11 protein-coding genes are annotated in these 12,232 nt (G+C 62.8%); 7 read left to right on the top strand and 4 right to left on the bottom strand.

Annotated features, from left to right (window positions below; all coding sequences use genetic code 11):
- Positions 1-14: 14 nt before the first annotated feature.
- Positions 15-317 carry a cupin domain-containing protein gene (locus H7A77_RS21970; RefSeq protein WP_047026060.1) on the top strand — a complete coding sequence of 101 codons (303 nt, stop codon included), beginning with the start codon at positions 15-17 and terminating at the stop codon, positions 315-317.
- On the opposite strand, the gene H7A77_RS21965 is transcribed toward H7A77_RS21970, so the two are convergent.
- Positions 314-904 carry a TetR/AcrR family transcriptional regulator gene (locus H7A77_RS21965; RefSeq protein WP_033650324.1) on the bottom strand — a complete coding sequence of 197 codons (591 nt, stop codon included), beginning with the start codon at positions 902-904 and terminating at the stop codon, positions 314-316. The genes H7A77_RS21970 and H7A77_RS21965 overlap by 4 nt on opposite strands.
- A gap of 140 nt (positions 905-1,044) precedes the next feature.
- Here H7A77_RS21965 and H7A77_RS21960 point away from each other — a divergent pair, with 140 nt between their 5' ends.
- Genes H7A77_RS21960 through H7A77_RS21950 form a run of 3 tightly spaced genes read left to right on the top strand, consistent with a single transcriptional unit; the run spans position 1,045 to position 3,912 of the window.
- Positions 1,045-2,100, top strand: coding sequence for a sugar phosphate isomerase/epimerase (locus H7A77_RS21960; protein ID WP_182074654.1), 1,056 nt, complete (start codon positions 1,045-1,047; stop codon positions 2,098-2,100).
- Positions 2,101-2,126: 26 nt separating this feature from the next.
- On the top strand, positions 2,127-3,020 hold the full coding sequence (locus tag H7A77_RS21955; RefSeq protein ID WP_182074653.1) for an alpha/beta fold hydrolase: 894 nt from the start codon (positions 2,127-2,129) through the stop codon (positions 3,018-3,020).
- On the top strand, positions 3,010-3,912 hold the full coding sequence (locus H7A77_RS21950; protein WP_182074652.1) for an alpha/beta hydrolase: 903 nt from the start codon (positions 3,010-3,012) through the stop codon (positions 3,910-3,912). Before H7A77_RS21955 ends, H7A77_RS21950 begins: the two co-directional genes overlap by 11 nt.
- 428 nt (positions 3,913-4,340) lie before the next feature.
- Here H7A77_RS21950 and H7A77_RS21945 read toward each other — a convergent pair whose 3' ends face one another.
- The gene (locus H7A77_RS21945; protein ID WP_042784596.1) at positions 4,341-5,774 is read right to left on the bottom strand and encodes an NAD-dependent succinate-semialdehyde dehydrogenase; all 1,434 of its coding nucleotides are present in this window, start codon (positions 5,772-5,774) and stop codon (positions 4,341-4,343) included.
- Positions 5,775-5,970: 196 nt separating this feature from the next.
- On the opposite strand from H7A77_RS21945, the gene H7A77_RS21940 reads away from it, so the two are divergent.
- Positions 5,971-6,798: an AraC family transcriptional regulator gene (locus tag H7A77_RS21940; RefSeq protein WP_163965373.1), complete on the top strand. Its 828-nt coding sequence runs from the start codon at positions 5,971-5,973 to the stop codon at positions 6,796-6,798.
- A gap of 98 nt (positions 6,799-6,896) precedes the next feature.
- Complete coding sequence (locus H7A77_RS21935) at positions 6,897-7,865, top strand: DMT family transporter (RefSeq protein ID WP_182074651.1); 969 nt, start codon at positions 6,897-6,899, stop codon at positions 7,863-7,865.
- Positions 7,866-7,892: 27 nt separating this feature from the next.
- On the opposite strand, the gene fusA is transcribed toward H7A77_RS21935, so the two are convergent.
- Both fusA and H7A77_RS21925 read right to left on the bottom strand, forming a co-directional pair.
- The gene (gene fusA / locus H7A77_RS21930) at positions 7,893-9,998 is read right to left on the bottom strand and encodes an elongation factor G (protein ID WP_182074650.1); all 2,106 of its coding nucleotides are present in this window, start codon (positions 9,996-9,998) and stop codon (positions 7,893-7,895) included.
- Between the two features lie 248 nt (positions 9,999-10,246).
- The gene (locus H7A77_RS21925) at positions 10,247-10,495 is read right to left on the bottom strand and encodes a DUF883 family protein (RefSeq protein ID WP_004938127.1); all 249 of its coding nucleotides are present in this window, start codon (positions 10,493-10,495) and stop codon (positions 10,247-10,249) included.
- A 221-nt stretch (positions 10,496-10,716) separates the two neighbouring features.
- Between H7A77_RS21925 and H7A77_RS21920 the strand changes: the two genes are divergently transcribed.
- The gene (locus H7A77_RS21920) at positions 10,717-12,213 is read left to right on the top strand and encodes an alpha/beta hydrolase (RefSeq protein WP_182074649.1); all 1,497 of its coding nucleotides are present in this window, start codon (positions 10,717-10,719) and stop codon (positions 12,211-12,213) included.
- Positions 12,214-12,232: the final 19 nt, after the last annotated feature.

Below are 12,232 nucleotides of genomic sequence, written 5' to 3'. Positions count from 1 at the left end.
CCTGGGGGATTCCGATGCTGTTCGATTTAAACCAGCAGGCGGCCGAACTGCCTGAGGCCTGGCGCTCTGCCGTGCTGGGCCGCGTCGGTGCGGCCAATATCAAAGTGCTGCGCATGGACGCGCGCAGCATTGCGGATGAAGTGCATGATTACAGCGAAGGGTTGCTGGTGATCAGCGGCCACCTGCGGCTGCAGGTGGCGGGGGAAGAAGTGGTGGTGCGGGCCGGTCAGCTGTATCAGGCCGCGGCCGGCGTGCCGCACCGCGTGTTGCCGGGCAGCGAAGGTACGCTGGTGATTGTCGATTTGCCGGAGGATTAAGCGTCGCCTAACGCCGTCAGCGCCACGTTTACCGCCGCCAATAACCGCGCCTCGGTGACGCCGTCACGCGCCTGAATCGACAGGCCGTGCAGGAAGACGGCGAAATAGTCACCCAGGCTGTCGGCGTCGGTGTCGGCCGGCAATTCGCCGGTTTGCACCGCCTGCCGCAGCCGTTCGACGATCTGCTGCGTGCGCTGCAGCCGATGCTCTGCCAGCCAGGCTTTGAGCCCGTCGTTTTCCGCGCTGACGCTGGCGGCGGCGGAGACCACCATGCAGCCTTGCGGCAGATCGGGCCGACTATAGAGCCGCACGGCGTCTTCCAGCAGGCGTTTGAGCGCCGGGCGAATGCCGCTTTCCGTCGCGAAGGCGCGATCGGCGAAGCCCCCTTCGGCGGTTTCATAACAGGCAATCGCCTCGCGGAACAGCTGCTCTTTGGAGCCGAACGCTTTGTAGATGCGTGCGGAAGCGATGCCCAACTCCGCCACCAGATCCGACATCGAGGTGCCTTCGTAACCTTGCCGCCAGAATAAGTTTCGCGCCTTCAATAGCGCCTGTTCGCGATCGAACTCGCGCGGTCTGCCTGCCATTCGCTGCTCCAATTTACCTGCCATTCAGCGACATAGGATCGCTTAAATCGGCGGGAATACCAATGCCTTTATAAATTTCGCTTGCGGTCGCCGCGCTTTGCTCCTATTGTTTGCCAATCGACAACCAATAGGAGTTTACGATGAAAACCCTCAAAGGTCCAAGCCTGCATCTCGCGCAATTCAGCGATGACGCGGCGCCGTTCAACAGCTTGCCCGCCATTGCCGAGTGGGCGGCGCGGACCGGTTTTACCGCCTTGCAGATCCCGGCCTGGGATCGGCGTTTATTCGACGTGGCCACCGCTGCGGAAAGCCAAACCTACTGCGACGATTTGACCGGCATGTTGGCGGAGCAGGGGGTGGTGGTCAGTGAACTGACCAGCCATATCTTCGGCCAGCTGATGGCGGTGCACCCGGCTTACGATGCGCTGTGCGACAGCTTTGCGCCACCGGCGCTGCAGGGCGATCCCAAGGCCCGCGGCGAGTGGGCGCGGCAGCAAATGCTGTTGGCGGTGAAGGCGTCGGCGCGGCTGGGGCTCAGCGAACTGGGCACCTTTTCCGGTTCGCTGGCCTGGCCCTATCTGTTCCCGTTCCCGCAGCGCCCTGAAGGATTGATTGACACCGCGTTCAACGAGCTCGCCAAACGCTGGCTGCCGGTGCTCGACGCCTGCGAGGAGCAGGGCATCAATCTATGTTATGAAATTCACCCGAGTGAGGATCTGCACGACGGCGTGACGTTTGAGATGTTTCTGCAGCGCGTCGGCAACCATCCGCGTTGCCGGGTGTTGTTCGATCCGAGCCACATGGTGCTGCAGCAGCTTAACTATCTGGAGTTTATCGATATCTATAAGGACGTTATCGGCATGTTCCACGTTAAGGACGCCGAGTTCAATCCAACCGGTCGTCAGGGCATATACGGCGGTTATCAGTCCTGGATCGATCGCGCCGGCCGTTTCCGCTCGCTGGGCGACGGCCAGGTCGATTTCAACGGCATTTTCTCCCGTTTGACGCAGTATGGCTATCCGGGCTGGGCGACGCTGGAGTGGGAGTGCTGCCTGAAAAATCCACAGGACGGCGCTCGCGAAGGCGCGGCCTTCATTCGCGAGCGCATTATCCGTGTCACCGACAAAGTGTTTGATGACTTCGCCGGTGCGCCGGTCAATCCTCAGCAGATCAATGCATTGCTCGGCATTCGCTGAGCCTGACCCCACAGGGAGTTAACCCCATGAAACACAGTCAAAACGAGATCCTGTTGCAGGATCTCGCGGCGGAACACGTCTATACCCAGGTCAACGGCCGGCGCCTTCACTGCGTGGTGGCCGGCGAAGGGCGGCCGGTGCTGCTGATCCCCGGTTGGCCGCAAACCTGGTACACCTGGCGTTATGTGATGCGTGCCTTGGCGGCGGCCGGTTTTCAGGCGATCGCCGTCGATCCGCCGGGCATCGGCGACTCTGACAAGCCCGCCGGCGGCTACGACACCGGCAGCATCGGTGCGGCGTTGCACGCGATGATGGCGCAGCTGGGCCATCAACGTTACCAACTGGTCGGCCACGATATCGGCATGTGGATCGGTTACGCCATGGTGAGCGATTTCCCGCAGGCGGTGGAGCGTCTGGTACTGACGGAGGCGGTGATCCCCGGTCTGGCGCCGCCGCCGCCGATTTTCGTCGCGCCGGAGGAGAATATCTTCCTGTGGCATTTCATGTTCAACCAGCTGGCGGATTTGCCGGAGACCCTGACCCAAGGGCGCGAGCGGGAGTATCTTGGCTATATCTTCAACCGCTGGTCTTATCGGCGCGATCGGGTGGCGGCTAAGGTCTATATCGCCGCCTATTCGGCGCCGGGCGGCCTGCGCGCCGGATTCGACTATTACCGGGCGATCCCGGAGACCGTTCGCCAGAACCGGCTGCGCGCCGCCACGCCGTTGACGATGCCGGTGTTGACGGTGGGAGCGGAGCACGCCACCGGCGACGCGCCGCTGACGACGCTACGGGGCAATGCGCGCGATCTGCGGGGCGAAACGGTCGCCGGCTGCGGCCATTTCATCACCGAGGAGTGTCATGAGGCGTTTATCGCGCTGATTGCGCCGTTCCTGGCGGGAGAGCAACATGCCGCTTGATGAACGCATCGCCGCCTTTTTGGCGGCCTCGGCCGACGCGCCGCCACCCGCGTCGTTGGCGGACATGCGGGCGGCCACGGAAAGCGGTTTGCGTCTGCTGCAGGGCGCACCGCAACCGAGCGGCGGCGTCAGGGATTTTACGCTGGTCGCCACCGATGGGCACCGGATTGCGCTGCGCGCCTATCTACCGGCGGGGGAAAGGCGCGCTGCCGCACAACCGGCGATGCTGTTCGCCCACGGCGGCGGCTGGTGCCTCGGTTCGCTGTCGCTGTATGACCAGCCCTGTCAGGCGCTGGCTAACGCCACCGATCGGATAATCCTGTCGGTCGATTATCGACTGGCGCCGGAGTTTCCTTTTCCACAGCCGCTGGAAGATGTCTATCAGGCGCTCTGTTGGGCGGCGCAACAGGCGCCGCAGTTAGGGATTGACGCTGACCATCTGGCGGTGGGTGGTGACAGCGCCGGAGGCAATCTGGCGGCGGCGGTCGCGCTGTTGGCGCGGGATCGCGGGGGCCCGCACATTGAACGTCAACTGCTGCTGTACCCGGCGCTCAGCCGCGAAATGGCGACGAAGAGCTATCGCGAATTCGCCGAGGGGCATTTTTTGACGCGCGACGCGATGGTGTTTTGTTGGCAGCAGTACCTGGCCCAGCGACGCGATCCGAGCGCCGAGCCGCTGCACGCCGCCACGCTGCGCGGATTGCCGCCGGCCACTATCCTGAGCTGCGAATATGATCCGCTACGCGATGAGGCCGAACTGTATGCGCAGCGGCTGCGTGAAGCGGGTGTGGCGGTACGCTGTGAACGGTTGCCGGGCATGGTGCATGCCTGCATTCACATGTTGGGGCTGACCCCGGCGGCGCGGCGCCTGTTCGAGCTGGCTCGCGAGTAAAAAGTTCACGCTAAGACGCGATGAACCATTCTTATCCCATTCGTTTGATGTTGTGTTATGAAAGGCAATGAAAATAGTGAGATAAGCAGGGTGTTGGGCGCCCTTGAAGACGCCGAACGCAGGCATAGCGCATTAGGAGAAACCGCCATGGACGGCGGTTTCAGGTGAGACAGGCAGGGACGCCTGTCGCAACCGGCCTCAATGCGGTATGGCGGAGAGAGGGAAGTTGGCAAAGCCAACCGTCTGATAGGGCAAAGGCGCGGGTTGCCAGGGGCCGCGCCTTCGGCCCCTGGCTCGGTCGAAGCGTATGAGCTTCATGGCGCATCTCACCTTTATCGACCGAAAACTGCACAAATACGTTCAGAAAAACGCTAACTAACCAGGATTACCCGCATTGCGGGGCTTCTGGCTATTCATCCGACGTGCGATTAACGGCCGGCGACGGTGACAAAGCGCGTTTCCAGGTAGGATTCGATCGCTTCGCTGCCGCCTTCGGTGCCGTGGCCGGAGTCCTTCACGCCGCCAAACGGCGTTTCCGGCAGGCCGAAACCGATGTGGTTGATGCTCAGCATGCCGCTCTCCACGTCGCGCCCCAGCGCATTGACGGTGGCGATGTTGCGGCTGTAAGCGTAGGCGGCCAGCCCGTACGGCAGGCGATTGGCTTCGGCGATCGCCTCGTCGTAGGTGGCGAACGGGCGCAGCAGGGCGACCGGGCCAAACGGCTCTTCCGACATGGCGCGCGCGCTCAGCGGCACGTCACGCAGCACCGTCGGCTCGAAGAAGTTGCCTTTGCCCGCCACGCGTTTGCCGCCGGTGCTGGCCTTCGCCCCGTGAGCGATAGCGTCTTGCACCAGCGCCTCGATATTGTCGACGCTGCGGCCCAGCACCATCGGCCCCATCGTCACGCCGTCTTCCAGCCCGTTGCCGAGCTTGAGTTCACGCACTGCGGCGGTGAATTTCTCCACGAAGGCTTCATAAACGCCTTGCTGGATCAGGAAGCGGGTCGGGGCGATACAGACCTGGCCGGCGTTGCGGAACTTGGATTGCGCCAGCTCTTTGGCCGCCGCGTCGAGATCGGCGTCGTCGAAGATCAGCACCGGCGCGTGGCCGCCCAGCTCCATGGTGGCCTTTTTCATATGCTGGCCGGCCAGCGCAGCCAGATGCTTGCCCACGCGGGTGGAGCCGGTGAAGGAGATCTTGCGAATGGTCGGATGCGGGATCAGGTATTCCGAGATTTCCGCCGGGGTGCCGTACACCAGCGCGATCACCCCGGCCGGAATGCCGGCGTCGGCGAAGGCTTTGATCAGCTCAGCCGGTGAGGCCGGCGTTTCTTCCGGGCCTTTGACGATGATTGAACAACCCGCCGCCAGCGCGGCGGACAGCTTGCGCACGATCTGGTTGATCGGGAAGTTCCACGGCGTGAAGGCGGCCACCGGGCCGACCGGCAGTTTCAGGGTTTGCTGCTGCACGTCGCGAGCGCGGGACGGAATAATCTGCCCGTAGGTGCGGGTGGCTTCGCCGGCGAACCAGTCGATCACGTCGGCGGCGTTGAGAATTTCGATTTTGGCCTGCGCCACCGGCTTACCCTGTTCCTGCGTCATGATGGCGGCGATGGCGTCGGCGCGTTCGCGCAGCAGCGCAGCGGCTTTGCGCATCAGGTTGGCGCGTTGGTGTGCGGCGGTGTTTCGCCAAACGTTAAACCCGCGTTCGGTGGCGGCCAGCGCCAGATCGAGATCCTCTGCGGCGGCGTGCGCCACTTGACCGATGATCTCGTCGGTAGCGGGGTTGGAGACCGGCAGGGTTTTTCCGGCCAGCGCGCTGCGCCATTGTCCATCGATATACAGTTGAGTATCCGGATACATTGTTGCCTCTTGTTTACGGAGTGTCAGGGGCCGATGAGCTTCGCGATGCGGCCCGTCTGAAAGGGACAGGGACCTTAACCCTACGCCGAATGGCGCCGATCGTCCAGGCGAGGGGCACGAAAGGACCAGGGCGGCTACTCAACCGGCGATGTTTTGGCTATGCTGAGCAGATTGTCAGCACGGATGAGGAGATCGGGTGCAAGGGGTTCCACAACAGTTTCCGTTCGAGAAGGACAGCGCGCAGTTCCGGCATTTGTCGCATCTGCCCGGCGTCGAACTCTATCAGGCGCATATCGAACGCTATGCCTTCGAGCCGCATACCCACGACGCCTTCGCCATCGGCACCGTGGACACCGGGGCCGAGCGTTTTCGCTATCGCGGGGCGCAGCACCTGGCGGCGCCGGGCGCGCTGGTGCTGATGAATCCTGACGAGCTGCATACCGGCGAAGCCGAAACGCCGGGCGGTTGGTGTTACCGCATGCTCTATCTGGCGCCCGAGGCGCTGGAGCAGCTGTCCGGCGATCGGAGCCAGTGGTTCACCGATGCGGTGCGCCACGATCCGCGGGCGGCGCAGCGCCTGTCCGCCATTCTCGCCGCGCTGTGGCAAACCGACGATCCGCTCACGCTCGACGGCCTGCTGTTGGAAGCGGTGGCGTTGCTGCAACCGCACATCCGCACAGGACGGCGGGAGAAAGCCGAGGCGGCGCACCGTTTCGAGGTGGTGAAAAGCTACCTGCACGATAACTTCGCCGAGGCTATAACGCTCAACCAACTGGCCGAGCTGGTGTCGCTCAGCCCGTACCATTTCCTGCGCAAGTTCAAGGCCGAATATCACGTCTCGCCGCAGCAGATGCTGATGGCGATCCGGCTGTCGCAGGCCAAACGCATGCTGGAGCGCGGCATGCCCGCCGCACAGGTGGCGGCGGCGGCGGGGCTGACCGATCAGGCGCACCTGACTCGCGCCTTCGCCAACCGTTACGGCGTCACGCCAGTGCGTTTCCAGAAACAGGTGAAATTGGGCTAAAACAGCAACCTGCTACAATAATTCCTCCCTGCGTTTTCGTTACTCTGCCGCTGTCTTGTCGGGCGGGTTGGCCGCACCGGCCGTTTGTCGGAGTCGTTATGTTCATTGGCGTTGTGTTTGCCCTGGCCGCCGGGCTGATGTGGGGATTGATTTTCGTCGGTCCGTTGCTGGTGCCGGACTATCCCGCCGCGCTGCAGTCCACCGGGCGCTATCTGGCCTTTGGGCTGATTACCCTGCCGCTGGCGTGGTTCGATCGACGCCGCCTACGCAAGCTGCGGCGCCAGGATTGGCGGGAAGCGCTCAAGCTGACGGCCATCGGCAATCTGTTGTACTACCTGTGCCTGGCCAGCGCCATTCAGCGCACCGGTGCGCCGGTATCGACCATGATCATCGGCACCTTGCCGGTGGTGATCGCCATTTGCGCCAATCTGTTTTACGGCCGGCACGACGGGCGCCTGGCCTGGGGCAAACTGGCGCCGGCGCTGCTGCTGATCGTCTGTGGATTGGCGTGCGTGAACGTCGCCGAGCTGCGCGGCAATGCGGTGCCGATCGACGGCTGGCGCTATCTCAGTGGTCTTGGGCTGGCCGTGTTGGCGGTGGCGTGCTGGACCTGGTTCCCGCTGCGCAATTCACGCTGGCTGCGAGAGAATCCGACGCAGCGTCCGGCCACTTGGGCCACGGCCCAAGGGCTGGTGACGCTGCCGCTGGCGCTGCTGGGTTATCTCGCTGTCTGCGGTCAGCTGGCGCTGAGCGAACCGGCGTTCGCCTTGCCGTTCGGCCCGCGCCCTGAGGTGTTTATCCCACTGATGCTGATCATCGGCGTGTTCTGTTCCTGGCTGGGGGCGCTGTGCTGGAACGAAGCCAGCCAGCGGCTGCCGACGGTGTTGGTGGGGCCGCTCATCGTGTTCGAAATTCTGGCGGGGCTGGCGTATACCTTTCTGTTGCGCCAGGCCTGGCCGCCGCTGCTGACGCTGGCGGGCATCGTCTGTCTGATTGCCGGCGTGGTGTACGCCATGCGCATCAAACCGCAGCCGGTGGTGGTGGCGCTGGAGGACAAGCCGAGGTGACGCCCGCCGTGGCGGCGGGCGTGAGGGTTAACGCTTGCTGTGGTGAATGATCTCTTCGGCCACGTTGTGCGGCGCTTCGGCGTAGTGGCTGAATTCCATGGTGTAGGTGGCGCGGCCCTGCGACATCGAACGCAGGGTGGTCGAGTAGCCGAACATCTCGGACAGCGGCACCTTGGCGCGAATTTCCTTGCCGCCGCCGCCCGGGATCTCTTCCATGCCCTGCACCAGACCGCGGCGTGAGGAGAGATCGCCCATCACGTTGCCGGCGTAATCCTCCGGCGTTTCCACTTCCACCGACATGATCGGCTCGAGGATCACCGGATCCGCCAGGCGGCAGGCGTCCTTGAAGCCGAAGATCGCCGCCATGCGGAACGCCTGTTCCGACGAGTCGACGTCATGGTAAGAACCGAAGGTCAGGTGCACCTTGACGTCCACCACCTGATAACCGGCCAGCACGCCGTTATTCAGCGCCTCGAGCACGCCTTTTTTCACCGCCGGGATAAACTCGCCGGGAATGACGCCGCCCTTGATCTCATCGAAGAACTCGAAGCCTTTGCCGGGTTCGTTCGGCTCGACGGTCAGCACCACGTGGCCGTATTGCCCTTTACCGCCGGATTGGCGCACGAACTTGCCTTCCACGTCGGCCACCTGTTTGCGGATGGTTTCGCGGTAAGACACCTGCGGTTTGCCGGTGGTGGTCTCCACCCCGAACTCGCGGCGCATGCGATCGACGATAATCTCCAGGTGCAGCTCGCCCATGCCGTAGATAATGGTTTGGCCGGATTCTTCATCGGTGCGCACGCGGAACGACGGATCTTCCGAAGAGAGCCGCTGCAGCGCGATGCCCATTTTCTCCTGATCGCCCTTGGTCTTCGGCTCGATCGCCTGGGCGATCACCGGTTCGGGGAAGGTCATGCGCTCCAGCGTAATGATGGCGCCGGGATCGCACAGCGTATCGCCGGTGGTGACGTCCTTCAGGCCGACGCAGGCGGCAATGTCGCCTGCGTGCAGTTCGTCGATGTCCTTACGATCGTTGGCGTGCATCTGCACGATGCGGCCGATGCGCTCCTTTTTGCCCTTGATTGGGTTATAAACGCTGCTGCCTTTGGCCAGCACCCCGGAATAGACGCGCACGAAGGTGAGTTGGCCGACGAACGGGTCGGTCATCAGCTTAAACGCCAGCGCCGAGAATTTTTCGTTGTCGTCGGCTTTGCGAGTGATGATTTCATCGTGTTCGCCGTGGCCCTCCATCGGCGGCACGTCGAGCGGCGAGGGCATCAGCTCGATCACCGCGTCCAGCATGCGCTGCACGCCTTTGTTGCGGAACGCCGATCCGCACAGCATCGGCTGGATTTCGCCGGCGACGGTGCGCACCCGCAGCCCGTGAACGATCTCCTCTTCGCTCAGCGGCACCTGATTGAGGTATTTCTCCATCAGTTCTTCCGACGCTTCGGCGGCCGCTTCAATCATGTTTTCACGCCACTCCTGCGCCGATTCGCGCAGGTCGGCCGGGATCTCTTCGAAGCTGAAGTTCATGCCCTGCGAGGCTTCGTCCCACAGAATGGCTTTCATCCGCACCAGATCCACCACGCCGCTGAAGCGGTCTTCGGCGCCGATAGGAATAACGATCGGCACCGGGTTGGCTTTGAGGCGCTCGATCATCATTTTGCGCACGCGGAAAAAATCCGCGCCGATGCGGTCCATCTTGTTGACGAACGCCAGCCGCGGCACTTTGTATTTGTTGGCCTGGCGCCAGACGGTTTCCGACTGCGGCTGGACGCCGCCCACAGAGTCATAGACCATGACGGCGCCGTCCAGCACGCGCATCGAGCGCTCCACTTCAATGGTGAAATCGACGTGCCCGGGGGTGTCGATGATATTGATGCGATGCTGTGGATAATTATGCTGCATGCCGTTCCAGAAGCAGGTAGTGGCCGCCGAGGTGATGGTGATGCCGCGCTCTTGTTCCTGCGCCATCCAGTCCATGGTCGCCGCGCCGTCATGCACTTCGCCCAGCTTGTGGCTGACCCCGGTGTAAAACAGAATCCGCTCGGTGGTGGTGGTCTTGCCGGCATCGATATGCGCGGAGATGCCGATATTGCGGTAACGTTCGATAGGGGTGGTGCGAGCCATAATCAACCTTTCTTAGCCGCGTGAAGGAGAGCGGCTTAAACAGCATGGATAATGATGATAATCCTCATAGGGTTATCCGCCGGATCGCAGAGCCTTGCTCTGGTCACAAACTAATCGTAGTTGAAGGCGTTGGTTTTTTTAAGCGATGGTTGTGATAGATGAAAGTTTGCACGCACAACGGCGCTGGCGCAGAAAAGGGCGAAAAAAAGGCCCGTAACGGGCCTATTGTCGAACGGCGCATCCGCCGCTTATTTGCGTCCCAGCAGGAAGCCGAAAACGATGCCGACTGCCGCCGCAACGGCCACGCCGGCCAGCGGGTTGGCTTCCACCTGCGTTCTTACGCTGTCCGCTGCGTCACGGGCGGCATAGCTGGCCTGGGAGGCGTACTTGCGCGCCGCGCCGCGTACCTGATGCTCCGGCGAATCGACGGCTTTACCAAACGCTTCTTCTACCGCGCCTGCGGCTTCATTGGCTTTGTCTTCCGCTTTACCAAACATGCTGCTCTCCTGTTCCTTGTGGGTTAACGAACTCTAAGCCTAGCAGGTGAACGGCGTTTTTTGCAGCATTCTGTGCGTTATAAGATCAATCCGAGCAAAGAAAAGTCTTTCCATACGCACGGCGTCGGCTTCACCCGCGCGTTTTTTTATGTTCTATTGGCTAGCGGTTTAACCGAGTATCGTTACCCTTTGACCGATTCGTTGAGTTGAAAGGACTCCCCATGTCAGTACTGCGTATTCTGGCGCTGCTCGCCGCGACCGCCGCCGCGTTGCCCGCCCAGGCCAAACCTGCGGCTCACGGCGCGGCGCCCGAGAACGGCGTTCGTTGGCAATCTTGTCTCAACAGCGGCTTTCAGCGTTGGTTCGATGAAGCGCCGCCGGCGGGGCTGCGCTGCGGCTACCTCGACGTGCCGTTGGTTTACGCTACGCCTCCCGCCCATTCGGCGCAGGCGGGGGAACCGACCGTGCGTCTGGCGCTGACCCTGCTGCCCGCCACCGGGCCGAAAAAGGGCAGCGTCGTGGTGATCAGCGGCGGGCCGGGCCTGCCGGGGATCAACCCTTATCTCGGCAACGACGCCCACGTCGCCAAACTGCGTAAATCCTACGACATCATCGGTTACGATCCGCGCGGCGTCGGTCAATCGACGCCAAAAATTTCCTGCCAGGTGGCCGAAGGTGACGAACTCCCTGAACCGGACGACAACGACGTGGCCGGCGCGGAGAACCAGACGCGCACCCTGATCGCCGCCTGCATCAAACAGACCGGCGCGGACGTGCTGCAACACATCGGCACCGACGAGGCGGTCAACGATCTGAACGCGATCCGCCATGCGCTGGGCGAACCGGGGCTGACGGCGGTGGCGTACTCGTACGGCACCAAGGTGGCGGCGCTGTATGCCGAACGTTTTCCGAAGAAAACGCGCGCGCTGGTGCTGGACGGGGTGGTGGATCTGGCGGAGGACGATTTCACCCAGCGCATGAATCAGGAGCGAGGCTTCCAGCAAAGTTTCCTGCGTTTCGCCGCCTATTGCGGAAAAACCGACAGCTGCCAGCTTGGCGGCGGCGCCAATCAGGCGCTTCAGCGTTATCACGCTTTGCTGCGCAAGCTGCATGAGCAGCCGTTCGTCACTGCGGCGGGCTATGAGATCTCCGCCGCCGATGTGCTGACGGTGACGCGTTCGCTGCTGTTGTGGCCGGAGCGCTGGCATGAACTGGCCACCGTACTGCGTCAGCTCGATGCCGGCATCGCCGGGCAACAGGTTTCCGATCTGATCGACGAAAGCTATTCTCCGGATGCCGATGATGCCCTGAACGTCATCACCTGCGCCGACGTCGCCAACCCAACGGCCGATCCGCAGCTGTTGCGCAGGCAGCGGCAGGAGATCAATACCGCCGCTTTATATGCCCACTATCTGCCGCTGCACGAGTATCCGCTGGAAATGTGCGATCTGTGGCCGTACCGCGGCAAAGATCGGCCGCACATGCCGGTGGCGTCCGCCGCGCTGCCGCCGCTGCTGTTCGTCGCCCAGCGCTACGATCCAACCACGCCGTACCGCAATGCCCAGGTGATGGCCTCGGCCTTTAAAAGCCCGCTGATCACCCGCGAACGCGACGGACATACGTTGGCGCTGAACGGCATCGACAGCTGCGTCGACGAAAGCGTGGTGGAGTATCTGCTGGCGCCGAAAAAGCCGCGCCGCGACAAGGTTTGCCGCTGAGGAGGCCGGGCGTTGGCCC

Source organism: Serratia sp. ME47, assembly GCF_903970925.1.
In the GTDB taxonomy this organism is placed as follows: Bacteria; Pseudomonadota; Gammaproteobacteria; order Enterobacterales; family Enterobacteriaceae; genus Serratia; species Serratia ureilytica.
The sequence above is the reverse complement of the archived record's forward strand: the minus strand, read 5'-3'. Positions and strand labels throughout refer to the sequence as shown.